This is a genomic window from Rahnella selenatireducens (assembly GCF_046449555.1).
In the GTDB taxonomy this organism is placed as follows: Bacteria; Pseudomonadota; Gammaproteobacteria; order Enterobacterales; family Enterobacteriaceae; genus Rahnella; species Rahnella selenatireducens.
In genome coordinates this window covers 362,234-388,349 of record NZ_JBKEZJ010000004.1, presented here as the reverse complement: position 1 = coordinate 388,349, position 26,116 = coordinate 362,234, and the positions used below count along the sequence as shown (strand labels likewise).

Here is a 26,116-nt window from a genome sequence, read left to right as displayed (position 1 = left end):
CCGCCCCTGTCTCAGACAAGGGCGGAGGGCATCAGAACATAACCTGCCCGCCCGTAATATTGATCGACTGGCCGGTGCAGTAGGACGCTTTATCGCTGGCGTAAAACAGCAGCATGTCCAGCACGTCCTGATAGTCACAGCCGCGTTTTAGCGGCACTTTATCAATGTAATACTGCTCAACCTCGTCGGCCTGAATGCCGAGTTTCTTAGCATACTGCGGCAATAATGACTGGAACATCGGCGATTTCAGCAGATTTCCTAACATCAGCGAATGGACGGTAATACCGTATTCCGCCAGATCCAGCGCCAGAGATTGCGTCAGCCCCACGCCGCCGAATTTCGCCGCACTGTAACCGGCGTTATGTTTGCTGCCCACTTTTCCCGATTTGGAGTTGATCTGAATGATGCGCCCCGGAATGCGGTCGCGGATCATCAGGCGGGAAAACTCCCGGGCGCAAAGGAAATAGCCGACCAGGTTCACCTGAAGCGAGAGATCAAAATCATTGAGAGCAAAGTCGGTAATCGGCGAGGCTTTCGCCATTCCCGCGCTGTAGACCAGCAAACTGACGCCGCCAAACGTCTGGTCCACCGCCTTCGCCAGCTCTTTAACACTGCTTTCATTCGTAGCATCGACCACAAATCCAAATGCCCTTTCATCTCCAAACTGCTGATTAATCTGTGCCGCAACTTCTGCGGCATTCTTTTCATTCAGATCTGCCACCGCAACCCGATATCCGGATTCAGCCAGCCCCTGACAGAGAAATGCGCCCAGCGTCTGACCACCGCCGATCACGACTGCAACCTGTTCCATAACTGACTCCTGACTTTAGTGTTAATCGATAAATTTCAATATGCTGCCCAGCGGAATATCTTCGGGCGTCACGCCTTTTACATGCACGCAGCCGGGATATTCCGCCTCCGCGCTGCCGTCAAAACGCAGCGTGATATGTCCGAGTTCGCGCAGGTTTTGCATCGCCACCTCGCCGACGGCGGTCACCGGATAACACACATCTGCCAGTTCCATGCAGGCTCCGCGATGCAGCTCGCCTTCGGTCTGGCCGTGCTGATGAATAAAGCAATAATCCTGAATATCGGCCGGTGCGCCTTCACGAAAGGTAATCAGCATCTGATCGGATAACGCCTCGCGGGCAAAGTCACCGATATGCGTAATCGTGGTCTGATAGATAGTTTGCATGGTGGCTCCTTACTGATAGATAAAGGCGGACGCCGCCCAGGCGATAAGCACCGTCGGGGCACCGGTGAGGAAACGGCTGACCAGCACGGACGGCACGCCAACGCGAACGGTGTCCTGTTTGGCTTCGGCCAGTGAAAGCCCGACAGGAATGAAGTCGCAGGCCGCCTGCGCATTAATCGCAAAGAGCGCCGGTAAAGCCAGATGCGGAGGAATGTTACCCAACCCGATTTGAACGCCGACAAGCACGCCGATCACCTGTGCGATCACCGCGCCGGGGCCGAGGAAAGGAGACAACAGCGGGAAGGAACAAATCAGCGCCAGCATCACCAGTCCGACCGGGCTTTTCGCCAGCGGCGTCAGACCGTGCGCCACCAGATCGCCGAGACCGGACGCCATAATGATGCCGATCAGCGCCGCCACGAAGGCCATAAACGGCAGGATAGTTTTGAGCACGGTATCAATGGTGTCGCGCCCCGCCTGGAACAGCACCGCGACGCCCGACCCCATGCCCATCCCGACTTTTGCCAGCAGTCCATCGCTTTGCTCGGTGATTTTTTTGGTGGTGTCGTAGTCGCGTCCCGCCGCCGCTGGCGCGGATTTCGCATCCGCTGGAACGCGTTGAGCGGTGTCGAAAACAATGTCGTGCTCCCGCACACCGGAGACATAAATGTCTTCCGTAATAAACTGTGCCAGCGGGCCGGATTTGCCGGTCGAATGGATGTTCACGGTCGGGATCCGACGCTTGGGATAGATGCCGCAGCGCAGCGTTCCGCCGCAGTCGATCACCGCTACACCGATTTCTTCTGCTGGTGGTTCACCTTCTTTAAAACCATCGACAGTTTCCCAGCCCGTCAGCTCCGCCAGTTTGTCGACGATCGCCGGACGCGTGCCCGCCGTGATATACACAATTTTTTTGCCTGGCACGGCTTCAATCAGTAACGGGCCGCCCCAGCCACCTTCACCCCGGTTAATTCGAATGGTAACGCTCATTTTCTGCTCCGCGTTTAAAGTTGAACCTGACGATCAAGCTGAATGCCCATCTTACGTTCGAAGATGCGCGTGGTGAGATCGGTCACCCAGCCCCGGAAGAAGTTGGTCACCATGCCGACCAGGAAATAGCTGACCGCCAGTGGCCCGAGCGGTAATCCCAACGTGGTCAGCCCGCTGGCCACGCCAAGATAAACGAACAGTTCGCCAGGGTTGATGTGTGGGAATAATCCGTTCATGGAATGGCAACTGTAGGAACCCGCCGCGTAGTAACTCGGTTTGTAGATTTCAGGCATGAAGCGCCCGAGACTCAGCGTCATCGGGTTACAAAATACGAATGTGCCGATGACGGGTAACAGCAGATAACGTGAAACCGGATTTCCGGCACAGCGCTGTGCCAGACGTTCGATCCTGCGCTGACCCACAAAAACGATCAGCGCATTCATCACCACCAGCAAACTGATTAAGAGCGGTAAAATGCCGGTGACCATCCCGACAAAAACCTCTCCCCCTTTTTGAAACAGGCCGATAAACCACTCGGCACCGTGTGTAATCACTTCAATCATGTTGTTCTCCTGTAGGGATACGTGGGCTTTAAGCTTTCATGTTTTGTCACTCCACGCTGAAAATATAATCATTATGAATTTATAATAATTTTATATTGATCACATTTTGAAAGTTTTATCTTTCAAAATGAAATATTGATAAGCAAGTGTTAGCACAAAAGGAATAGATGCGGGAAGAGCAAAAGAAAAAATGGCCCGGAGAAAGCTCCCCGGGCCACTGATTTTTAAGAAATTACAGAAAGGAAATCAGGGACGTCGCTTAAGCCGAAACCGTAAACCCGAGCATCATGCCGGTATCTTCGTGTTCCAGCAGATGACAGTGCGCCATGTACGCGTGCTGGTTATCCGCCAGATGGCTGAAGCGGACGAGTACTTCGCTGCGGGCGCCTTCGACGCGGACGATATCTTTCCAGCCCTGACGATGCGGGGCGACCGGCTGGCCGTTTTCAGAAAGAATACGGAACTGCGTGCCGTGGATATGGAAAGGATGCAGCATCATGTCGCCTTCGCCGGAGATCGTCCATTTCTCGTATTGCCCTTGTTTCACATCGAACGCAGGAACGTTCATGTCATACGCTTTGCCATTGATTTTATTGCCCTGCATAAAATCATAACTTCCGGACGCTTTGCCCCTATCCATCCCGGCCATAGCGCCGTGGCCGTCATGGCCTGAACCGGACATCCCCGGCATCGCCGCCATATCACTATCTCCCCTATCCCCGCCGCCGTGATCCATGCTCATTCCGGCCATTGTGTTATGACCGTAGCGTTTCATCAGCGCGGCCATCCCCTGCTGATCCAGCTGCGGATCCATCATCAATTGTAACCAGCGTGAAGGCAGATTATCGACAGACACCAGCGCAGGCAGTTTAATCAGGGAATCCGGCAGCGAACCGCCGCTTTGCGTCAGCGTCGGCTGGATACGCAGCACCGGCAACGGTTTATCGAACGGTGCCAGCGTCATGCCCATTTGTTTCACCGGCAATGTGACCAGATCAAACGCTTTACCGTCACTGCAATCGATCAGCACTTCAAACCGTTCGCCCATCAGCAACGGCAAATCGCTGACTTTCACCGGCTCGGCGAGAAAACCGCCGTCGCTGGCAATAACGTACATCGGCCGCTGGTCGCTGGTGGCGATGTGCAGCGAGCGCGCATTGCAGCCGTTGAGCAGACGAAAACGCACCCAGCCGCGCGAAATGCCGTGCTGCGGATAAATCGCGCCGTTAGTGAGCATGTGTTCGCCGAACCAGCCGACAGCGGCAGTCATCACGTCCATCTGGTAATCAATCTGCCCGGCGTCGTTGAGGCGTTTATCCTGCAAAATGACCGGAATATCATCCACGCCCCAGCGTTTCGGGATCTGTAATGCGTCGCTGCCTTCATCTTCAATCAGAACTAATCCGGCCAGCCCCATCGCCACCTGATAGCCACTGGTCTGGTGCGGATGCGGGTGGAACCAGCAGGTCGCGGCGGGCTGATCGAGCTGTAAACTCACGCTGCGGCTCTGGCCAGGCGCAATCAGCCCTTGCGGGCCGCCATCGACGTCGCCGGGAATTTCCAGCCCGTGCCAGTGAACCGTGCTCGCGACGTCCAGATTGTTTCTGACCGTGACATTGACCGCTTTACCGCGCCGCACGCGCAGCGCGGGCCCCAGCAGATTGCCGTTCACACCCCAGGTTTGTGTATTCACACCGGGCAGAAACGGGCTCTGACCACGTTGCAGGGAAAGCGAAATCACGCTGCGGGCATCCGGTTCAAGCAGTGCGGGAATGGGCAGCGCCGGGCGGTCATCTGCCAGCGCAAAGCGGCTCCAGCCGGGTAACGTGCTGGCGGCACCCAAAAGCGTTGTCCACTTCACGAAATCGCGACGGTTCATATTCAGTCCTTATGAGGGAAAATTGCCAGACGAACGGCATAAAACTGCCATAATAGTACGACAGCCTAAACCCTCCACTAAGGGGAAGGTCAAGTGGCGGGCACGCAGAAAAGAAATTTGGTGCCACTTGTGGCAAATATGGTAACGTCATTTCGATTCTCTTTGAGCCAGGTCTTTCTAATCTTTCAATCTAAAAGAACAAGAACACTTCCATGAAAAGAACAACATTGTGTTTGCTGTTACTGTCGCTGCTCGGCTTCTCCTCCGCCAGCCAGGCGTTGAGTGAGTCAGAAGCGGAAGATCTGGCGGATCTGACCGCGGTCTTCGTCTATTTAAAAAATAACTGCGGCTACGAACAACTGCCGAACACCCAAATCAAACGAGCGATCGTCTTTTTCGCACAGCAAAACCGCTGGGACCTGAGCAACTACAACAGTTTCAATATGCAGGCGATGGGCGAAGACAGTTATCGCGACCTGAGCGGTATCGCCGTTCCAAAACCGACCAAATGCAAATCTCTGGCGCGCGATTCACTGAGTTTGCTGGCCTACACCAACTAAATTTCCCCGCAGTGCTCCGTCAATTTGCTGCCGGAGCGTTTCATTTTCCCCCTCCCGATCCGCGTCACGCCTCGCTCAGCTACAATTAAGCTAAATTAATCTGTGTGAAATTCAACCGTGCATGCGCAGGCAGAGTTAGCTATCATGTGCGCCCATTTTTATGGCTGCGAATGCTCAGGAGAAACAACGACATGTCCCGGAACTCGTCATCCAAAGAAATATGGTATGAGACGCTGCACGCCCATTTTGGCCAGTACTTCAGCGTCGAAAAAGAGTTGTACCGTGAGAAAACTGAACACCAGGATCTGGTGATTTTTGAGAATGCGGCGCTGGGGCGCGTAATGGCGCTCGACGGCGTGGTGCAAACCACCGAACGTGATGAATTCATTTATCACGAGATGCTGACGCATGTCCCGTTACTGGCGCACGGCGATGCCAAAAAAGTGCTGATCATCGGCGGTGGCGACGGTGGTATGCTGCGTGAAGTCTGCCGTCATAAAGCCGTGGAATCGGTCACGATGGTGGAAATTGATGCCGGCGTGGTGGAATTTTGCCGCCAGTATCTGCCCAATCATAATGCCGGGGCTTACGATGATGCCCGTTTCAATCTGGTGATTGAAGACGGCGTGAATTTCGTGAATCAGACTGCTGAAACGTTTGATGTGATCATCTCCGACTGCACCGATCCGATCGGTCCGGGAGAAAGCCTGTTCACCTCGGCCTTCTACGAAGGTTGCGCACGTTGCCTGAATCCGGGCGGCATTTTCGTGGCGCAAAACGGCGTCTGCTTCCTCCAGCAGGATGAAGCGGTCAACAGCCACACCAAACTGAGCCACTATTTCAGTGATGTCAGTTTCTATCAGGCCGCGATCCCGACCTATTACGGCGGCATCATGACCTTCGCCTGGGCGACCAATAACCCGGCTTACCGCCAGATTGACAGCCAGACATTGCAGGCGCGCTTTGACGCAGCAGGCATTACATGTCGTTATTACAATCCGGCGATCCATCACGGCAGCTTTGCCTTGCCGCAGTATTTACTGAATGCCCTGTCAGCTGCGCGCTGATGCCGTATCCGCAAGGAGGTGAACTAAATTGCAAAAACTGAAACTGCATGGCTTCAATAACCTGACCAAAAGCCTGAGTTTTTGTATCTACGATATCTGCTACGCTAAAAGCGCAGCCGATCGTGATGGCTATATTGCCTACATTGACAAAGAATATAACGCTAACCGCTTAACCGAGATCCTCACCGAAACCTGTTCGATTATTGGTGCAAACATTCTTAACGTTGCGCGGCAAGATTACGAACCACAGGGCGCGAGCGTCACGATTCTGGTGAGCGAAGAGCCTATTGACCCCAGTGATGTCGATACCACCGAACATCCGGGCCCGCTGCCGAATTCCGTGGTCGCGCACCTCGATAAAAGCCACATCTGCGTGCATACCTATCCGGAAAGCCATCCTGAAGGCGGCCTGTGTACGTTCCGCGCCGACATTGAAGTGTCCACCTGTGGCGTGATTTCACCGCTGAAAGCGCTGAACTACCTCATCCACCAGCTGGAATCTGACATCGTCACCATTGATTACCGCGTCCGCGGTTTTACCCGTGACGTGAACGGCGTGAAGCACTACATCGATCATTCCATCAATTCGATTCAGAACTTTATGTCGCAGGATATGAAAGGGCTGTACAAGATGATGGACGTGAACGTGTATCAGGAAAATATCTTCCATACCAAGATGTTGCTGAAAGAATTCGATCTAAAGCATTATCTGTTTAATGCAAACCCAGAAGAACTGAGCGCGCAGGAACGCAAGGAAATCACCGATTTGCTGTACAAAGAAATGCAGGAAATCTACTACGGCCGGAATCTCCCTGCCGTCTGATCGGCACATAAAAGAAAAGGCCGGGCATCGCAGGATGTCCGGCTTTTTTTATCGCGAATTCTCTGCTGGTTTCAGGCCAGAGTCAGCGTAAAGAGCTGATCGTCCAGAACTTGCCGGATTTCTGCGTTCAGACCTTTATCGCTAATAATGTCGGTCATCCCGGCCAGCGGTGTGACGCAAAACAATGAGTACGCGCCATATTTACTGCTGTCCGCCAGCAATACCCGGCGACGCGCATTGACGGCAAGATCCTGCTTGAGTCCGGCTTTTTCTTCTGTCGGCGTGGTGATGCCTTTGTCCAGGCTCCACGAGTTACAACTGATAAACGCGATATCCGGATAGACGCTGCGCAGCAACCGGCGGCCATGTTCGCCGACGCATGACTGGCTGCTGTCGTCGATACGCCCGCCAATAATGGTCACTTCGATTTGTTTAAATTCCGATAAAAACAGCGCGATACGCAAATCGGCTGTAATGACCCGCAGAGGCAAATGGGTCAGATTGCGCGCCAGTTCAAGCATCGTGGTGCCTGCATCGAGGACGACGGCATCGCCCGGTTTTACCAGAGCAGCAGCGACTACGGCGATGGCCTGTTTTTCCTGCAGGCTGCGCTGAAGCTTTTCATTGGTCGTCGGCTGGCTGGGAATGAAGCGGTTGAGCGTCACGCCGCCGTGGCTGCGGCTGATGACGCCCTGCTCGTCCAGTTTAATCAGATCCCGGCGAATGGTCGCCGGCGAGGCCGCAATGGCGGCAACCAGTTGTTCAACGGTGACCAGATTATGGCTTTTCAGATAATCCATAATCTGATCGAGGCGGCTTTGTCCGGTCAACGTGATTCCTTTTTTCCCTGCGCCGCTGGCGCAGAATTACGCCAGTTGTACGGCTAACTGAATGGAGATCGCCATGCTCTCAGACTTGGCTTTTCCTGTCCACGCAATATCAAATGCGGTGCCGTGGTCTGCCGACGTACGAATGAAAGGCAGGCCCGCCGTAATGTTCACACCGTCATAGAACCCCATCAGTTTCAGCGGGATATGCCCCTGATCGTGATACATCGCCACCACCATGTCATACATCCCTTCGTAGGTTTGCAGGAATACAGTATCCGGCGGACAAGGCCCGGCGACATTAATGCCTTTAGCTTTCATTTTTTCCACAGACGGCCCGACAATCCTGATTTCTTCATCGCCGAACAATCCGTTCTCACCGGCATGCGGATTCACACCCGCCACCGCGATACGCGGGTTTTCGTAACCGACGCGACGCAGGAAGGTATCTGCCATCTGAATGATAGTTTCCACGCGCCCGGCGTTAAGCGTATCGAGGAACTTACGCAGGGCAATGTGCGTGGTGACATGAATAACTTTCAGCTTGTCGGTGTAAAGCACCATCGCGTAGTCCCGGCTGCCCGTCAGTTCTGCCAGCAATTCGGTATGCCCCGGATAAATATGCCCGGCAGAATGCATCGCCTCTTTATTAAGGGGAGCGGTAGCGATGGCGTGAACGTGCCCGACCATCGCCAGTTCGGTGGCCCGTTTCACACAGCGATAGGCCAGATCACCGGCTTCTTTCTGCACTTTTCCCGGCACCAGCGCCTGCGGATCCGCCAGCGGTTCGTCGATCACGTTGATCACGCCCGGCGCGAAATGTGCCTGCGAAACGTCATCAATAATTCGCAACTCTGCGGCGGGTGTGATGCCAAGTGCGAGGATCCGGCGGAAAGTCGCCGCGCATCCTACCACCACCGCAGGCGTCCCGGACAATTCACCTTCAGCTAACGCTTTAATGATAATTTCAGGGCCGATACCGGCAGGATCACCCATGGTTACAGCAATAATTTTAGTCACTCAACTTCTCCTCAATAAAGCGTAAAACTTCAAGTAGCGTATTTTCAGTGCCGAACCCGCCCGCTTTGGTCATGACCGGCAACCGGTTAAGCGGGCCGTCGAGTAAAAAACCCCACGGAACACAGCCTGCAATCTGTCCTTTGATTTCAAATCCTTTCGCGCCCAGAGCCCGGGCAACGGCCAGCGCGATATCTCCGCCTGACAGATAAAGTCCGCCCGGTTTCGTCTCCAGTTGCTGTAAAACGTTCTGAATCAATTGCCCGAGAAAGGCGGCAATGCGCCCGCCCATTTGCGGGCGGCTGATGTGATTTTGCTGGCAAAACAGGGCAACGGAATGCCGTTGTTCTTCATTCTGGCGGGTACGGATAAAACAATGTTTGCCCTCCGCGACGGCGTGGCGAATTTCAGCAGAAAGCGTCGTCAGCAACCTGTCTGAATCCGCTGAGAAGAGCCGGAGAACATCAATGTCGATCAGTAAAACGGGGCGGTGTTGTTGTACAAAAGCAATCTGCTGCGCCGCGATTTCACTCATTGAACCGATAACCGCCAGCAGCGGCGCGGCTGTGCGTTCAGTGATATTCACAGGCGAGATTTGCGGCGTCAGACAATGTTGCGCAAGCGCATGGCTCAGGCCGGAAGCACCGACCAGCAGTGGCCTGAATGGCAGACTTTCAGCGGCCCGGATAATCAGGTTCAAATCGTCTGCGGTCTGGCTGTCGGCCACAACAATGCGAACACCCGAGGCCGTCAGCGCGAAAAGCTGCGCCTGAAAATCACCGGAGCGCAGCGCCTCAAGGCTGATGTGATGCTGGCGCAGCGATGTTTGGTCAGCCAGACGTCCGCCGACGCTGGCCGTGCTGACCGGCGTTTTCGGGTCTGTGGCGAATTCTGTTTCCGTCAGTAAGCGGTCATTCACGTAGCAAAGCCCGTCTTTTACCACTCGCCCGAGTTCAGGTACTGCGGGCGCGACAATCGCCAGCGGGCAGTCGAGCGCCATCAGTGCGGCTTCGGTTTCTGCCCCCAGATTCCCGCGTAGCGTGGAGTCGATTTTCTTGAAGACCCATCCTTCCTCAGTGGAAACCGGTGATGCGACCAGCACAGCCTGCGTGACCTTAAGCGCGGCATCCGCTGCACTCATAGCCCGGCTGTCGGTGCTGTAAATCAGTGCGTGACCGGCGCGGTTTTTTTCCACGCTGCCAGTAATGTCAAACTGCACGCATACCGACATTCCCTGCGCCACCAGCGCCACGCCGGTATCATTCGCGCCGGTAAAGTCGTCGGCAATCACCAGCAATCCGGCTGTGTGATGAGAGTCTGTGGTTGCTGCTGTTTCGGCCATCGTGGCTCCGTGATGAATGAGGTCAGGTTAATCTTGCTGGATATGATTATATTCAATCATGATTGATTATATGTGAGCAAGTTCAAATTATTCAACTTCAATTTCGCCTATAAATTGCCCTGACGATGTGAGGAGTGTCGATCTTTAATGATTGAACTCACTCTTACTAAAGACTCAGACGGCAGGAAAAAGGCATGAATATAGACACTACGATCATCAGCGGTTTTCAGTCATTACAGGACATCGGCTACTTGCTGGCCGGAAAACGTCAGGTTCTGCTGGTCAGCGACAAAAACATTATTGGCCTGCCGCCGGTGCAGTCGCTTATCGGTCAGCTCGATAACGCGGGCTGTCAGGTGAGCATAATTGATAATGTGCCGCCGGAACCGAGCCAGCATGACGTCGCCGACATTCTGAAAACCCTGGGTCAGCCGCAGGTCGATCTGGTGATTGGCGTCGGCGGTGGAAGTGTTCTGGACGTCGCAAAGCTGCTTTCGATTCTGTGCGCCGGAGATGAAGTCGTGACGCTCGGCAGTCTGCTGGCAGGTGAGAAACCGCAACGCCGCACGACGTCGTTACTGATCCCCACCACTGCAGGCACAGGCTCAGAAGCCACGCCAAACGCGATTCTGGCGATCCCCGAAAAGGAAACCAAAATAGGCATTATTACGCCGGTCATGCTGCCCGATTATGTTGCGCTGGTGCCCGAACTCACCACCAGTATGCCCGCGCGCATTGCGGCCTCAACCGGCATCGATGCGCTGTGCCACCTTTTCGAATGCTTCACGTCGGTCATTGCTAACCCGGTCAGTGATAACTTCGCGCTGGTCGGCATGAAAAAATTGTTTGCCAGCCTCGAAACGGCCGTTGCCGAACCGGAAAATCTGGAGGCACGGCTGAATATGCTGTGGGCGTCTTATTACGGCGGCGCTTCGATTGCCCATGCGGGTACCCATCTGGTTCACGCTATGTCCTATCCGCTCGGCGGGAAATATCACATTCCTCACGGGGTGGCGAACGCCATTCTGCTCGCGCCTTGTATGGCTTTTGTCAGACCTTCCGCCGTGAATAAATTTGCGCAAGCCTATGACTTAATTCCCGGCGCTGACCCGACATTACGTGAAGAAGAAAAATCCTATGCACTGGTGGAATATTTTGATGCGCTGGTCCATCGCCTGGATTTACCGGTCAAATTAAGCCAGCTGAATATCACACCTGACGACATTCCTTATTTGTCGCAGGGGGCAATAGAGGTACAACGTTTAATTAAAAATGTACCGATGCCGGTCGACAAAAATCAAATAGCGGAAATTTACCGCAGCATTCGTTAACCCCTTATTTCATATCCGATTACAACGACGTAAAGAGAATAAAATGAATAATATTACCGGAGTCTATACCGCCATTGTGACGCCGTTCTCCGCCAGGGGAGAACTCGACGGTGACGCATTGCGCCAGCAGGTAAAACGCCAGAAACAGGCAGGAAATAATATTTTCTGTAACGGCACTAACGGCGAATTCTTTATGCTCAGCGAGCAGGAAAAAATTCAGGTCACAGAGATTTGTCTCGAAGCCGCGGGCGATGACACGGGCGTGATGTCGCATGTCGGCGAGATTTCTACCCGCGACACCATTCGTCTGGGAAAACAGATTGAGAAACTCGGCGTGCGCGCCGTGTCGGTGATTACGCCGTGGTTTGCGGCGCTGCGTCCGCAGGAGCTGATTGCGCATTTCCGCGCCGTCGCCGATGCGCTGACGGTTCCGGTATATCTCTACAATATTCCGGCAAGAACCGGTAATACGCTGACGCCGGACGTAGTCCGCGTACTGGCCGATCATCCTAATATTAAAGGGATTAAAGACAGTGCTGGTTCGTACGAGAGCCTGCACGGTTTTCACGAGGTCAGTCAGCAGTTTGCTGATTTTGACGTGCTGACCGGGCCTGATTCACTGATTTATCGCGGTTTCACCGAAGGCAGCGCCGGCTGCATTTCCGGTATCGCCAATATTATCCCCGCACAGGTCAACGCCGTTTACCGCCATCTGCAGGAAAACCAGCCTGCCGCCGCCGAAGCGGTGCAGGCAGACATCAATAAGATCCGCACCGATTTGTACAGCATTGCGTTTTCACCGGCCGTGGTTAAAAAAGCCGTGAATCTGCTCGGGTTTAACGTGGGTGAAAGCCGGTATCCGGTGGAATTCACGCAGGACGATACACAGAAGATCCTGACCGTCATAAAAGAATTCAATTTGCGCGGCTAAACGCGTCTTACCGAACGAATCTACCGATCTCCTGCGCATGAAAGTGCGCAGGCAAGGTCCCCTACGCGCTGTGTGAGGAAAAAATGAAAGAATTTAGCTCATCAGATACGTTAATTATTATTGGCATTGTGCTCGCCTACATCCTGTTCACCACCTGGCTGACCTACCGGTTGCGCAGTAAAACCAGCGGCGATTTCATGGAAGGTTCGCGCGCAATGCCTGCGTTTATTGTCGGCGTGCTGCTGATGTCAGAATACATCGGCGCCAAATCCACCATCGGTACGGCGCAGGCAGCTTTCGAAGGCGGTTTTGCAGCATCCTGGTCGATTTTGGGTGCTGCCATCGGCTTCCCGATTTTTGGTCTGTTGCTGGTCAAACGCATTTATAACACCGGCAAAATCACCATTTCGGGCGCAATTGCTGAAAAGTACGGCAACACAACCAAGAACATCATTTCCATCATCATGATTTACGCGCTGCTGCTGGTGAACGTCGGGAACTACGTGAGCGGCGCGGCGGCGATTTCCACGGTGCTGAAAGTGAATCTGCCGGTGGCGGCCTTTATCACTGCAGTCGTCAGCACGTTCTACTTTGCGTTCGGAGGCATGAAAGGCATGGCGTGGGTGACGATGCTGCACAGCGCTATCAAGTACATCGGCGTGTTGGTGATTTTAGGCATCGCCTTGCACATGACCGGTGGCGTGATGCCGATGGTCAAAGAGATGCCAGACTTCTACTGGACGTGGGACGGCAGCATTGGCGCCAGTACCATCTTTGCATGGCTGATTGGCACTATCGGTTCTATTTTCTGTACACAGTTCGTCATTCAGGCCATCTCTTCCACCAAAAGCGCTGAGTCTGCAAAGCGTGCAACCTGGGTCGCGTTCTTCTTCTGCGTACCGATTGCGCTGGCGATTGGCATGATCGGCGTGGCGGCTAAATTCCTGCATCCTGACATGAACAGCTTGTATGCGCTGCCGGTCTTTATTCAGGATATGAATCCATGGCTGGCAGGTCTGGTAACCACGTCGCTGGTGGCTTCTATATTCGTCAGCGTCAGTACCGTGGCGCTGGCCATCGCCTCGCTGATTGTGAAAGATTTCTACGTGCCTTACCGCAATCCAACACCTGAGCGCGAATTCAAAATGACGCGCTGGTTGTCGCTGCTGATTGGTTTCCTGCCGCTGATTTTCGTACTGCTGGTACCGGAGGTGCTGAAACTTTCCTTCTTCACCCGCGCAATCCGCCTCTCGATTTCCGTGGTTGCAGTCATGGCTTTCTACCTGCCGTTCTTCAAAAGCGCGCGCGGTGCGAATGTCGGCCTGATCGGTGCCTGCGTCGTGACATCCGTATGGTATGTACTCGGCGATCCGTTTGGTATTAACAATATGTACATTGCGCTGGTCACGCCGGCCATCATTATGGTGATTGACCGTTTGATTCCGCAGCGCGCCGGTAAAAGTAAAAATGCACAAATTATTCAAAAGTCTGGAGCTTAAAGATGACCACTGAAACGCTAACCGTCGAACGCAGCGGAAAAGTCCACATCCCGGAAAACGACGCCGCACGTCGGGACGCCATGTTGCCGTCTGATTGTCCGCAAAATCATGCCGCCAATCTGCTGCCTTTGCCCGACGGCAGCCTGCTGTGTACATGGTTTGCCGGGACTCAGGAAGGGATTGCGGACATCTCGATTTATCTGTCATGCCTGGAAAAAGGTGCGCAGGTCTGGGGCCAGCCGGTAAAACTTTCCGAAGATGCCAGCCGTTCTGAACAGAATCCGGTGCTGTTTCTCGCTCCTGATAACGTGCTCTGGCTGATGTACACCGCACAGAAATCCGGAAATCAGGACACCGCGATTGTTCGTTTTCGCCAGTCACAGGATCTGGGCAAAAGCTGGGGCAAGATTGGCACGCTGCTCGACAAACCCGGCACGTTTATCCGCCAGCCGGTAACGGTTCTTGCCAACGGCGACTGGCTTTTGCCGGTGTTTTATTGCCGGACGCAATCCGGTGAAAAATGGGTCGGTAACAATGATGACAGCGCGGTCAAAATTTCCAGCGATCAGGGCAAAAGCTGGCGCGATGTGTCCGTGCCGGAAAGCACTGGTTGCGTACACATGAACATTACGCCGCTGCACGACGGCAGCCTGCTGGCGTTGTACCGCAGCCGCTGGGCAGACTTTATCTATCAGAGCCGGTCTGTCGATGGCGGCAATACGTGGACTGCGCCGCAGCCGACAGAGCTGCCTAACAATAATTCGTCCATTCAGGTCACCACGCTCGTCAACGGCCATCTGGCACTGGTGTTTAACAAGCTGAGTGCGGCAGACGCCAGTGAACGTCGCGCGTCTTTGTATGACGAAATTGAAGATGAAGAAGACGATGCCCGCTCTGAAGCGCCGGTGGAAACTGGAGGTCGCAGCGCGTTCTGGGGTGCACCGCGTGCGCCGATGACGCTGGCGATTTCTGAAGACGGCGGCCGCACGTGGCCTTACCAGCGCAATCTGGAAACCGGTGACGGCTACTGCATGACCAACAATTCGCAGCAAAAACTGAACCGTGAGTTCTCTTATCCGAGCATCAAGCAGGGGCTAAACGGTGAACTGCACATCGCCTTCACCTACTATCGTCAGGCAATCAAATACGTCTGCGTGGATGAATCCTGGGTAAAAGGCTGATCCCTCAGGCCCGCTGTCGCGGGCTTTTTTTAATCAGGAGCTACACATGATTACAGGTCATTTACAAGCGCTGGAACTGGCCACATTACCCGATGCGCTTCGCCAGATCCTGACACTACCGGCGTGTTCACTGGCCGCATTGTGCGCGCGGGAAGACGGGCGTTTTCAGCCGGAAGGCGCTGAGTGGTTTTGCACGATTGGCAACGCGAATACGTCACCTGCGGCGGAACGGCATACGGAATTTCATCGTGACTGGCTGGATATTCAGGTCGTACTGGAAGGCGAGGAAATCATTGGTTTTGATACGCGAAACGTCACCGGACAGCCCGCCACCGAGCGGAAACCAGATCTGTTTATTCTTGAAAATCCTCAATTGTCGAAAGAGATTTTACTGCGCAGCGGGGACTTTGTGACGTTCGCCCCCGGCGAGCCGCATCGCGCATTGTGTTGTACAAATCGCCCCGACGTCGTGCGGAAAGCCGTGTTCAAAGTCCCGGCTTCGGCATTCAGGAGATAAATAATGCCCCCTGTTACTGTCAGACATGCACTGGTGACCGGTTGCAGTTCAGGCATTGGCGAAACGGTGTGCCTGACATTGCTGGCACAAGGCTGGAAGGTGACCGGGCTGGCGCGCCGCAAGGTGAGTTTCCCGCACGCTAATTTTACCGGAATTGCACTCGATATCACCGATACGGCAAAACTGACCGCCCTGCTGGAAACGCTTTCCAACGTTGACGCCCTGATCCACGCGGCGGGCATGATGAAAGCGGCACCGCTGGGGCAACTGGATACGCAGGCCAGCGCAGCACTGTGGCAGCTGCATGTTGGTGTTGCAGAAGTTCTGGCCGACCGGCTGGTGGACAAAATGCCGGACGGTGGCCGCATAGTATTGCTTGGCAGCCGCACTTCTTCCGGCGTTGCCGGCCGTAGTCAGTATGTCGCGACTAAATCGGCCATGATCGGAATGGCGAGAAGCTGGGCGGCGGAGCTGGCACCGCGCGGGATTACCGTCAATATTGTTGCGCCCGGCGCGACGCAGACGCCTATGCTGGAAAACCCGCAACGCCAAAATTCACCGCCGAAGCTGCCGCCAATTGGACGCTTTATCCAGCCGCAGGAAGTCGCCGACCTGGTTTGCTATTTACTCTCCCCTTCAGCAGCGGCAATCACCGGCCAGCAATTAATTATTTGTGGCGGCGCATCGCTATAACTCAATAAGCATTACTTAAGTAAAATAACGTGGCCGTCTTAAAAACCGGCTACACTCCTTAAGACAAATTAATACTTAAACACCAACAAAATCCTTATTTAAGTCAAATTACCCGATCAAAGATCTGCGAATTAAGCCAAATTATAAAACTAATATACAGGCTATAAATCAAATCAATCTTATATATCGCCTTTAATTTGACTTAACGCAGATCAAAAGATCGCTTTTTTCCGAAAAAACGATAAATCCCTTTATATATCCCGCTCCGACCTTTAGCATCGCCCTATTGCTTACTAAGCAACCAGCTCCATCCACCTGCAAGCAGAAATAAAAAATGACAATGAGTAAATTAAAGACCGTATCCAGCCTGCTGGTCACGAGTTCTTTATTGGTTTCCGGGGTTTCCCGGGCCGGGGAAAGTTTGTTAAGCAATAATACTGAAGGGATGCGGCACTATGTCAGTTATGGTGCTGAATATTATAAGTGGGACGAATCCGTCGATAATATGGACGGTAAATATGTTGCTGAACATGGCCCGCGCCTGCGCGTTAATTTCGGATCCAATAATTATCTTGATGCCAGAGAAGGTTTATTAAAAGCCTGGGACATGAGTGTTATGTTCGGGATCGTTAATTACAAAGGCAGTACTCTGGACGATCAGGCCAATGTGCCGAACGGATCGCTCAAGGGGAAAACCTACTACACCGGCTACAGTGCGGATCTGACGCGCGGTTACCGTTATCGGGCGTCAGAGAGCGTGTCTTTCGATATGAAAGGTGCGCTTGGCGGCCAGGTATGGTTGCGTAACATCCGCTCTGACAATGTCTATATCGCCAGCGAAGATCGAACGCGACGCTATACCGCGGTTGAAGTGTCTTTGCAGCCTTATGCCAAAGCCTCTTTAGGCGCTAACTGGCAACTGACCGCCGACTCGCGATTGAGCCTGGAAGGTGGTGCGCTGTATCCGATTAAAACCTGGACGCACAGCAATCAGGGCGCAGTCTGGCTGGAGCCGAAATCAAAGCTTTCGCCGTTTACCAGCCTGACCTGGAACATCAACGACGATGTCTTTGTTAAAGCCAGCTACGTGCATCAGAAATACGGCAAATCGGACGAGAAACAGGGCGACCTGAACGGAAGCACTGTAGGTTATTACCAGCCAGCGACAACCACGTCCACACTCGGCCTCGAAGTCGGTTTCTACTTTTAATGCATTCTCCTAAAGAGCCTGTTAAGTCGATTGTTGCGGTTTCCACCAACGCAACAATCGCTTATCTTTAAAGTCTTCTTCTTCTGAGGCTTACCTTTCCGATGGATCGTTTCGCAACGCTGTTTGGCGTTCTTGCCATTTTGCTGTGGAGCATGAGCGTGGCGCTCACCCGCAGTCTGTCTGAATCGCTGGGGCCTTTTGGCGCCGCCGCATCAATTTATACCGTCAGCGGGATTATGGTCTGGATGGCGGGCGGGAGACCATCGCTGCGCGGAGAATCTGCGTCGTATCTGATTGTCTGCGGCCTGCTGTTTGTCTTTTATATGGTGGCGTTTTCACTGGCGATTGGCCTGGCACATACCCGCCAGCAGACGCTGGAACTCGGACTGATTAATTATCTCTGGCCGAGCCTGACGCTGCTTTTTGCCGTTCCGTTATTAAAACTGCGGGTGCGCTGGTGGATCTGGCCGGGTGTCGTGTTGGCATTTATCGGTGTGCTGTGGGCGATCAGCGGCGGTCACGGGCTGGATATTCATCAGCTGATGCGTAACGTGCGTGGTAATCCGGTGGCCTACAGTCTGGCGCTGGGCGCGGCGGTGTCGTGGGCACTGTATTCCAATCTGGTGCGCGTAATGTGCAAGGGCAAAGGCGTTCTGCCGCTGTTTCTGCTGGCGACCGGTGCGGTGCTGTGGGCGCTGTACTTCACGTATTCTTCGAACCGGATCAGCCTGACGCTACCGGCCATTCTGGAGTTGCTGGCGATGGGCGCAGTAACGGCAATTTCCTATCAGTGTTGGGATCTGGCGATGAAAAAGGGCAATGCCACACTGGTCGCGGCGCTGTCGTATTTCACGCCGCTGTCATCGATTCTGATTGCCGGATTGTGGTTGCGCACGCTGCCGGGCGCGAGTTTCTGGCCGGGTGTGCTGATGGTCGTCGGCGGTTCGTTGCTGTGCTGGACTGCCTCGCGCGGGAAGTAAAACTTAGCGGTAAGTGGTCACAAAATTGCGGTATTTGGCGAGGACTTGCAGAAAGTCCTCGACGCCGCAAAAAGCCAGGCTTTCTTCGTCGTAATAACTCATGCCTTCTTCAATTTCATCGCCATCGAAATCCAGCTGATTCGCGCGGATCATCACTTCGTCATCGGCCAGCAGCAACGTGTATTCATGGCCGACCCGCTGGGTCTGGCGCTCGCTGCCTTTGAGCTCAGCCAGCGCGGCTTCGACAGCATCAAGCACGCTCAGATCGCCCTTCACCTCTTCATTCAGCCAGTGACCAAGCACTTCATGGCCCATTGAGAAGCGGGCTTTGACCTCACCGGTGATATCGCGCAGAAAATCGTAATCCATGGTTCAGCCCTCTGGAAAAATGAAAATAAAAAAGGAGGCCGAAGCCTCCTTTCCGTCAATCGCGCAAATATAACGATTTAGACTGCGGTTTGGAAGATCACGCCGTCAGCTTTATCCGTATATTCACTCAGCTTGTCGAAGTTCAGATAACGGTAAGTATCCACCGCAGTCTTATCCACTTCAGCCATATAGCTGAGATATTCTTCTGGTGTCGGCAGGCGACCCAGCAGAGACGCGATAGCCGCCAGCTCAGCGGAGGCCAGATAAACATTGGCGCCGTTGCCCAGACGGTTAGGGAAGTTACGTGTTGAAGTGGAAACCACGGTAGAACCGTCGGCCACACGCGCCTGGTTACCCATACACAGTGAACAGCCCGGAATTTCAACACGCGCACCGCTCTTACCAAAGACGCTGTAATAGCCCTCTTCGGTCAGCTGTGCGGCATCCATTTTGGTCGGCGGCGCAACCCACAGACGGGTTGGCAACGCGCCTTTATGGCTGTCGAGCAGTTTACCGGCGGCGCGGAAGTGACCGATGTTGGTCATGCACGAACCGATAAACACTTCGTCGATTTTGCTGTTCTGAACAGAAGACAACAGACGCGCATCGTCCGGATCGTTTGGCGCACAAAGAATTGGCTCTTTGATATCCGCCAGATCGATTTCGATCACCGCAGCATATTCTGCATCGGCATCGGCTTCGAGCAGGCTTGGATTCGCCAGCCACTCTTCCATGCCTTTAATGCGGCGCTCGATGGTACGACGATCGCCGTAACCTTCAGAGATCATCCACTTCAGCAGCACGATGTTAGAGCTCAGGTATTCTTTGATTGGCGCCTGATCCAGTTTGATCGTACAACCGGCCGCTGAACGTTCTGCGGACGCATCCGCCAGTTCAAATGCCTGTTCAACTTTCAGCTCCGGCAAGCCTTCGATTTCCAGAATACGGCCAGAGAAGAGGTTTTTCTTACCCTTCTTCTCAACGGTCAGATGACCTTCCTTGATGGCGTAGTAAGGAATGGCATGAACCAGATCACGCAGGGTGATACCCGGCTGCATTTCACCTTTGAAACGCACCAGAACGGATTCTGGCATATCCAGCGGCATCACGCCGGTCGCTGCGGCAAACGCCACCAGACCGGAACCCGCGGGGAACGAAATCCCGATCGGGAAACGGGTATGGGAGTCACCGCCAGTACCGACAGTATCCGGCAACAGCATACGGTTCAGCCACGAGTGGATGATACCGTCGCCCGGACGCAGGGAAACACCACCACGGTTCATGATGAAGTCCGGCAGTGTGTGGTGCGTGGTCACGTCAACCGGCTTAGGATACGCAGCGGTATGACAGAATGACTGCATGACTAAATCAGCGGAGAAGCCCAGGCACGCCAGGTCTTTCAGCTCGTCACGGGTCATCGGGCCGGTGGTGTCCTGAGAACCCACAGACGTCATTTTTGGTTCGCAATATTCGTTCGGACGAATACCGGCAACACCACAGGCGCGGCCCACCATTTTCTGCGCCAGCGAGAAGCCTCTGTTACTCTTAGCCACCGGCTTCGCGATGCGGAATACTTCGCTCTGAGGCAGTTTCAGCGATTCACGGGCTTTGGTGGTTAAACCACGGCCGATGATCAGCGGAATACGGCCACCGGCGCGAACTTCGTCCAGCAGAACATCAGTTTTCAGTTCGAAAGTGGCAATCACTTCACCGGTTTCGTGGTTACGCACTTCACCTTTGTACGGATAGATGTCGATCACATCGCCCATATTCAGGTTAGAAACGTCCACTTCAATTGGCAATGCACCGGCATCTTCCATGGTGTTAAAGAAGATTGGCGCAATTTTGCCACCCAGCACTACGCCGCCGCCGCGTTTGTTCGGCACATGAGGGATATCGTCGCCCATGAACCACAGCACGGAGTTTGTCGCAGATTTACGGGAAGAACCGGTACCGACCACGTCACCGACATAGGCCAGCGGGAAACCTTTTTTGTTCAGCTCTTCGATCTGTTTGATCGGGCCGACGCTGCCAGGTTGATCCGGATGGATACCTTCGCGTTCGTTTTTCAGCATGGCCAGCGCGTGCAATGGAATATCTGGACGGGACCAGGCATCCGGAGCCGGTGACAAATCATCGGTGTTGGTTTCGCCGGTCACCTTGAAAACGGTGACGGTGATTTTTTCAGCCAGCTGCGGGCGTGACAGATACCATTCGGCATCCGCCCACGACTGCAAAATTTTCTTCGCGTGTTCGTTTCCTGCGTGCGCTTTTTCTTCCACATCGTAGAAGTTATCGAACATCAGCAGCGTATGGGACAACGCTTTAGCGGCAATCGGCGCCAGCGTTTCGTTTTCGAGTGCGTCGATCAGCGGATGAATGTTGTAGCCACCTTGCATGGTGCCTAACAGTTCAATGGCTTTTTCAGGAGTGACCAACGGGGAGGTAGTTTCGCCTTTGGCGACGGCAGCCAGGAACCCGGCTTTAACATAGGCGGCTTCGTCAACGCCCGGCGGAACACGATTAATCAGCAGGTCTAACAGAGTTTCTTCTTCGCCTTTTGGCGGATTTTTCAGGGACTCAACCAACGCTGCCATCTGTGAAGCATCAAGTGGCTTAGGGACGATGCCCTCTGCAGCACGCTCGGCTACGTGCTTACGGTATTCTTCTAGCACGACATTCTCCTCGCTCTCATTGTCATTTATTATGCCTGGCTTCCATCATCAGCATCACGTCATGCCTGTAGGGACAGGGAAAATCAAGCTGTCTGATGAATCGGGGACACTGCGGGTAAGAGGGTTTCTTGATCGGAAACTTTACGTCCTGAACCTGAGCACAGTGCCCTTTAGCGCCGAAGCAGCATAGCAGGATTTTGCCCGCTTGTTAATTCGTTCACATAAAAGCAACATTAAATCTTTGCTGAATCGTTGAGCACAGACGGATCGGCTGTTCATCCCAATTCGCCTTCTAGATCATCACAACAACCTTATTGGCACAAGGGAATAAATAGTCGGAAAGGGAGAAAAAAGGCACAAAAAAACCGCCTCAAAGGACGATCTATTTGTATTCCCAAAATGTTAGCAGGCACCGGGGGAATCCTTACTATTAAGCGCTACCAAGCGGTTGCATATTGACCACAAAACGCGTGAAAAACAATCCTAAAGATTGTCTTTGCGAGATGCTTTCCAATATAAAACTGAAAATATTCAAATTGGGTGATTTTGCATTAGCATCTTTCCCGAGCTGCTTCGCCGTTTCAGCAGCCGGTCACCGGGCAGTTGGGAGCAGATTCATCAGTACTGCGGTTCAGGCGCTACCAAGCGCTTGTTTCACCGTTATTTTCCCGATGAAATGCCGGTGTTCGTGGTTCGTAACAGGAATCACGCAATGAAAAGGACGTCAGTTTGTATCCTGCTCGTTGTACTGAGCAATGCGTTAGATATGGGCAATAGCGGGTGGTCAGTTTCACACGTCAATGTTCAGATCAACGTACTTTCTCAGAACAAGTAACGCTAAAGGTCGCCTGAACGGGCGACCTTTTTCAAACCTGATTTTCAGACATAAAAAAAGCGGCACTTTTCAGCGCCGCTTATTCATACCGTCAGGCCAGAATTATTTTTTCTTGGCTTTCGGGTTTGGCAGGTCAGTGATGCTACCTTCGTAGATTTCTGCTGCCAGACCCACTGACTCGTGCAGAGTCGGGTGAGCATGAATGGTCAGCGCGATATCTTCTGCATCACAACCCATTTCGATGGCCAGACCAATCTCGCCCAGCAGCTCGCCGCCGTTGGTACCGACAATCGCACCACCGATAACACGGTGAGATTCTTTGTCGAAGATCAGTTTGGTCATACCGTCTGCACAATCGGAAGCGATAGCACGGCCTGAAGCTGCCCACGGGAAGGTGGCGGTTTCGTAGCTGATGCCTTTTTCTTTCGCTTCTTTCTCAGTCAGGCCAACCCAGGCAACTTCTGGCTCAGTGTAGGCAATTGACGGAATGACTTTCGGATCGAAGTAGTGTTTTTTGCCGGAGATAACTTCGGCTGCCACGTGACCTTCGTGAACACCTTTGTGCGCCAGCATTGGCTGACCGACGATGTCGCCGATAGCAAAGATGTGTGGCACGTTGGTACGCATTTGTTTGTCGACGTGGATGAAGCCACGGTCGTCAACTTCGATGCCCGCAGCGCCTGCTTCCAGCAGCTTACCGTTAGGTACGCGACCGATTGCCACCAGCACAGCGTCATAACGCTGTGGTTCGGCTGGCGCTTTTTTACCTTCCATGGTGACGTAAATGCCATCTTCTTTGGCTTCTACGGCAGTCACTTTAGTTTCCAGCATCAGGTTGAATTGCTTGCTGATTTTCTTGGTGAAGACTTTCACCACGTCTTTATCAGCCGCAGGAATGACCTGATCAAACATTTCTACCACGTCAATCTGAGAACCCAGCGCATGGTAAACGGTGCCCATTTCCAGACCGATGATACCGCCGCCCATCACGAGCAGACGCTCAGGGACGGTTTTCAGTTCCAGTGCGTCGGTGGAATCCCATACGCGTGGATCATCATGAGGAATGAATGGCAGTTTGATTGGACGGGAACCCGCCGCAATGATTGCATTGTCGAAAGTGATGGTCGTTGGACCATTTTCGCCTTCAACAACCAGAGTATTTGCACCGGTAAATTTGCCCAAGCCGTTAACGACTTTGACTTTACGGCCTTTCGCCATACCTGCCAGACCACCGGTCAGCTGGTTGATGACTTTCTCTTTCCAGAGACGCACTTTGTCGATATCGGTTTTCGGCTCACCGAAAACAATACCGTGTTCTGCCAGAGCTTTTGCTTCAGAAATAACTTTAGCAACATGCAGCAGAGCTTTTGAAGGGATACAGCCTACGTTCAGGCACACGCCACCCAGGGTGGAATAACGTTCAACCAGAACTGTCTCAAGACCTAAATCAGCGCAACGGAAAGCAGCAGAATAGCCTGCAGGGCCCGCCCCAAGTACCACGACCTGAGTTTTAATTTCAGTACTCATCATGACCTCTTAATTTATTTCCGGCGGGTCAGACGTCATTTTTATGCTGCAACGCCCATCATCCACCGGGTCGTTCTATCCGCCCGCAGTTTACAAAATTGTTAACATATTTGAAACAACAAACGGCATACGATTTACGTTTTCCACCTGATAATCTCTGACGGCAGAAAGAGATTACCAGAAAAAAGCCGGCCGTTTGGCCGGCTTTTTGGCTTACATCACCAGGCGGCGAATGTCAGACAGTACATTGTTGATGATGGTAATGAAGCGCGCACCATCCGCACCGTCGATTACACGGTGGTCGAAGGAGAGCGACATTGGCATCATCAGACGCGGAACGAATTCTTTACCGTTCCAGACCGGTTCCATCGCAGACTTGGAAACACCCAGGATAGCCACTTCAGGCGCATTAACGATTGGCGCGAAATGGGTCGTCCCGATACCGCCAAGGCTGGAGATAGTGAAGCAACCGCCCTGCATTTCAGCAGCAGTCAGCTTACCGTCACGCGCTTTCTTGGAGATAGCCATCAGTTCACGGGACAGCTCAGCGATACCTTTCTTGTTCACGTCTTTGAAGACTGGAACAACCAGGCCGTTAGGCGTATCAACCGCGACACCGACGTTGATGTATTTTTTCAGCGTCAGTTTCTGGCCATCTTCGGACAGAGAACTGTTGAAACGTGGCATCTGCTCAAGAGCAGCCGCAACGGCTTTCATGATGAAGACCACTGGCGTGAATTTCACATCCAGTTTGCGCTTCGCTGCTTCGTCATTTTGCTGTTTACGGAACGCTTCCAGCTCAGTGATATCGGTTTTGTCGAAGTGTGTAACGTGCGGGATCATCACCCAGTTACGGCTCAGGTTGGCACCGGAGATTTTCTGGATACGGCCCAGTTCCACTTCTTCGATTTCGCCGAACTTGCTGAAATCAACTTTCGGCCAAGGCAGCATGCCCGGAATACCGCCGCCAGTGGCAGCAGCCGGAGCGGCTTCAGCACGTTTGACCGCGTCTTTCACATAAGTCTGAACGTCTTCGCGCAGGATGCGACCTTTACGGCCTGTCCCTTTCACTTTCGCCAGATTAACGCCGAATTCACGGGCCAGACGACGGATAACCGGCGTGGCGTGAACGTAAGCGTCGTTCTCAGCGAATTCGCCTTTGCTTGCGGCCGGAGCAGCAGGTGCAGTAGCTTTTTGTTCTTGTTTCGCAGGGGCAGCAGCTTCTTCTTTCTTCGCCGCCGGAGCAGGCGCAGCGCCTTCAACTTCGAAGACCATGATCAGAGAGCCGGTGCTGACTTTGTCGCCCGCAGCGATTTTGATTTCTTTCACGGTACCCGCGAACGGAGCCGGAACTTCCATTGAAGCTTTGTCGCCTTCAACGGTGATCAGTGATTGTTCCGCACTGATTTTGTCGCCCACTTTAACCATGATTTCAGTGACTTCAACTTCGTCGCCGCCGATATCTGGCACGTTCACTTCTTTGCTGCCGGTTTGTGCAGCAGCAGCCGGAGCCGCTTCTGATTTGGCTTCTGCCGCTGCCGGTGCTGCTGCACCTGAGCCTGCAACTTCGAAGACCATGATCAGAGAACCGGTGCTGACTTTGTCGCCCGCAGCGATTTTGATTTCTTTGACTTTGCCCGCGAACGGAGCAGGGACTTCCATAGAAGCTTTATCGCCTTCTACGGTGATCAGCGATTGTTCAGCTGTCACGGTGTCGCCCACTTTGACCATGATTTCGGTGACTTCAACTTCGTCGCCGCCGATATCTGGCACGTTCACTTCTTTGCTTTCGCTGGAAGCAGGTGCGGCAGCAGCAGGTTTGTCTTCTGCTTTTGCTTCCTGTTTCGCAGGTGCTGCATCAGCAGCACCATCAGCGGCTTCGAAGATCATGATCAGTTTGCCGGTTTCGACGGTATCGCCGACCGCAACTTTAATCTCTTTGACCACGCCTGCTTGTGGAGAAGGCACTTCCATAGAAGCTTTATCGCCTTCAACGGTGATCAGCGATTGTTCAACTTCGACTTTATCGCCCACCTTCACCATGATTTCGGTGACTTCCACTGCATCTGCACCGATGTCCGGTACGTTAATTTCAATAGCCATCT

23 protein-coding genes are annotated in these 26,116 nt (G+C 53.4%); 11 read left to right on the top strand and 12 right to left on the bottom strand.

All coding sequences use genetic code 11. The features are described 5' to 3' along the window. Positions 1-31 precede the first annotated feature (31 nt). The 5 genes from srlD to cueO form a co-directional block, all read right to left on the bottom strand. Complete coding sequence (gene srlD, locus ACLBVC_RS09490) at positions 32-811, bottom strand: sorbitol-6-phosphate dehydrogenase (RefSeq protein ID WP_410149394.1); 780 nt, start codon at positions 809-811, stop codon at positions 32-34. Positions 812-832: 21 nt separating this feature from the next. Further along, a complete protein-coding gene (srlB, locus tag ACLBVC_RS09485) occupies positions 833-1,195 on the bottom strand; it encodes a PTS glucitol/sorbitol transporter subunit IIA (protein ID WP_104923301.1) in 363 nt (120 codons plus the stop codon). 9 nt (positions 1,196-1,204) lie between these two features. Further along, the gene (srlE, locus tag ACLBVC_RS09480; RefSeq protein ID WP_410149393.1) at positions 1,205-2,185 is read right to left on the bottom strand and encodes a PTS glucitol/sorbitol transporter subunit IIB; all 981 of its coding nucleotides are present in this window, start codon (positions 2,183-2,185) and stop codon (positions 1,205-1,207) included. 14 nt (positions 2,186-2,199) lie between these two features. Beyond that, positions 2,200-2,748, bottom strand: a complete 549-nt coding sequence (gene srlA, locus ACLBVC_RS09475) for a PTS glucitol/sorbitol transporter subunit IIC (RefSeq protein WP_104923303.1) — start codon at positions 2,746-2,748, stop codon at positions 2,200-2,202. 259 nt (positions 2,749-3,007) lie between these two features. After that, on the bottom strand, positions 3,008-4,627 hold the full coding sequence (cueO, locus tag ACLBVC_RS09470; RefSeq protein ID WP_410149392.1) for a multicopper oxidase CueO: 1,620 nt from the start codon (positions 4,625-4,627) through the stop codon (positions 3,008-3,010). A 212-nt stretch (positions 4,628-4,839) separates the two neighbouring features. Between cueO and ACLBVC_RS09465 the strand changes: the two genes are divergently transcribed. From ACLBVC_RS09465 to speD, 3 genes are all read left to right on the top strand, one after another. Further along, positions 4,840-5,187, top strand: coding sequence for a YacC family pilotin-like protein (locus ACLBVC_RS09465; protein WP_195813749.1), 348 nt, complete (start codon positions 4,840-4,842; stop codon positions 5,185-5,187). A 191-nt stretch (positions 5,188-5,378) separates the two neighbouring features. Then, on the top strand, positions 5,379-6,254 hold the full coding sequence (gene speE / locus ACLBVC_RS09460) for a polyamine aminopropyltransferase (protein WP_410149391.1): 876 nt from the start codon (positions 5,379-5,381) through the stop codon (positions 6,252-6,254). 28 nt (positions 6,255-6,282) lie between these two features. Beyond that, the gene (gene speD, locus ACLBVC_RS09455) at positions 6,283-7,077 is read left to right on the top strand and encodes an adenosylmethionine decarboxylase (RefSeq protein ID WP_410149390.1); all 795 of its coding nucleotides are present in this window, start codon (positions 6,283-6,285) and stop codon (positions 7,075-7,077) included. Between the two features lie 71 nt (positions 7,078-7,148). Here speD and ACLBVC_RS09450 read toward each other — a convergent pair whose 3' ends face one another. The 3 genes from ACLBVC_RS09450 to dtnK are packed head-to-tail and all read right to left on the bottom strand — an operon-like array spanning position 7,149 to position 10,263. Next, a complete protein-coding gene (locus ACLBVC_RS09450; protein WP_410149389.1) occupies positions 7,149-7,907 on the bottom strand; it encodes a DeoR/GlpR family DNA-binding transcription regulator in 759 nt (252 codons plus the stop codon). A 36-nt stretch (positions 7,908-7,943) separates the two neighbouring features. Then, positions 7,944-8,924, bottom strand: a complete 981-nt coding sequence (locus ACLBVC_RS09445) for a D-threonate 4-phosphate dehydrogenase (protein WP_410149388.1) — start codon at positions 8,922-8,924, stop codon at positions 7,944-7,946. Beyond that, the gene (gene dtnK / locus ACLBVC_RS09440; protein WP_410149387.1) at positions 8,917-10,263 is read right to left on the bottom strand and encodes a D-threonate kinase; all 1,347 of its coding nucleotides are present in this window, start codon (positions 10,261-10,263) and stop codon (positions 8,917-8,919) included. Before dtnK ends, ACLBVC_RS09445 begins: the two co-directional genes overlap by 8 nt. 194 nt (positions 10,264-10,457) lie before the next feature. On the opposite strand from dtnK, the gene ACLBVC_RS09435 reads away from it, so the two are divergent. From ACLBVC_RS09435 to yddG, 8 genes are all read left to right on the top strand, one after another. Continuing rightward, entirely contained in the window at positions 10,458-11,594 is a 1,137-nt protein-coding gene (locus ACLBVC_RS09435) for an iron-containing alcohol dehydrogenase (protein WP_410149386.1), read from the top strand. A gap of 43 nt (positions 11,595-11,637) precedes the next feature. Then, positions 11,638-12,525 (top strand): dihydrodipicolinate synthase family protein, encoded by an 888-nt coding sequence (locus ACLBVC_RS09430; RefSeq protein WP_410149385.1) that lies wholly within the window; start codon positions 11,638-11,640, stop codon positions 12,523-12,525. 83 nt (positions 12,526-12,608) lie between these two features. Then, the gene (locus ACLBVC_RS09425) at positions 12,609-14,024 is read left to right on the top strand and encodes a sodium:solute symporter family protein (protein ID WP_410149384.1); all 1,416 of its coding nucleotides are present in this window, start codon (positions 12,609-12,611) and stop codon (positions 14,022-14,024) included. Positions 14,025-14,026: 2 nt separating this feature from the next. Continuing rightward, a complete protein-coding gene (locus ACLBVC_RS09420) occupies positions 14,027-15,205 on the top strand; it encodes a sialidase family protein (RefSeq protein ID WP_410149383.1) in 1,179 nt (392 codons plus the stop codon). Positions 15,206-15,251: 46 nt separating this feature from the next. Next, positions 15,252-15,722, top strand: a complete 471-nt coding sequence (locus tag ACLBVC_RS09415; protein ID WP_410149382.1) for a YhcH/YjgK/YiaL family protein — start codon at positions 15,252-15,254, stop codon at positions 15,720-15,722. A gap of 3 nt (positions 15,723-15,725) precedes the next feature. After that, positions 15,726-16,415 (top strand): SDR family NAD(P)-dependent oxidoreductase, encoded by a 690-nt coding sequence (locus tag ACLBVC_RS09410; protein WP_410149381.1) that lies wholly within the window; start codon positions 15,726-15,728, stop codon positions 16,413-16,415. A 340-nt stretch (positions 16,416-16,755) separates the two neighbouring features. Continuing rightward, positions 16,756-17,625, top strand: coding sequence for a hypothetical protein (locus tag ACLBVC_RS09405; RefSeq protein WP_410149380.1), 870 nt, complete (start codon positions 16,756-16,758; stop codon positions 17,623-17,625). A gap of 101 nt (positions 17,626-17,726) precedes the next feature. Further along, the gene (gene yddG / locus ACLBVC_RS09400) at positions 17,727-18,605 is read left to right on the top strand and encodes an aromatic amino acid DMT transporter YddG (RefSeq protein WP_410149379.1); all 879 of its coding nucleotides are present in this window, start codon (positions 17,727-17,729) and stop codon (positions 18,603-18,605) included. Positions 18,606-18,608: 3 nt separating this feature from the next. Here the strand turns inward: yddG and yacL are convergent, their stop codons facing one another. The 4 genes from yacL to aceF form a co-directional block, all read right to left on the bottom strand. Further along, the gene (gene yacL, locus ACLBVC_RS09395; RefSeq protein ID WP_410149378.1) at positions 18,609-18,974 is read right to left on the bottom strand and encodes a protein YacL; all 366 of its coding nucleotides are present in this window, start codon (positions 18,972-18,974) and stop codon (positions 18,609-18,611) included. A gap of 77 nt (positions 18,975-19,051) precedes the next feature. After that, the gene (acnB, locus tag ACLBVC_RS09390) at positions 19,052-21,649 is read right to left on the bottom strand and encodes a bifunctional aconitate hydratase 2/2-methylisocitrate dehydratase (RefSeq protein WP_410149377.1); all 2,598 of its coding nucleotides are present in this window, start codon (positions 21,647-21,649) and stop codon (positions 19,052-19,054) included. Positions 21,650-22,586: 937 nt separating this feature from the next. Further along, positions 22,587-24,011 (bottom strand): dihydrolipoyl dehydrogenase, encoded by a 1,425-nt coding sequence (gene lpdA / locus ACLBVC_RS09385; protein ID WP_165059027.1) that lies wholly within the window; start codon positions 24,009-24,011, stop codon positions 22,587-22,589. A gap of 213 nt (positions 24,012-24,224) precedes the next feature. Then, positions 24,225-26,114, bottom strand: a complete 1,890-nt coding sequence (gene aceF, locus ACLBVC_RS09380) for a pyruvate dehydrogenase complex dihydrolipoyllysine-residue acetyltransferase (protein ID WP_410149376.1) — start codon at positions 26,112-26,114, stop codon at positions 24,225-24,227. Positions 26,115-26,116: the final 2 nt, after the last annotated feature.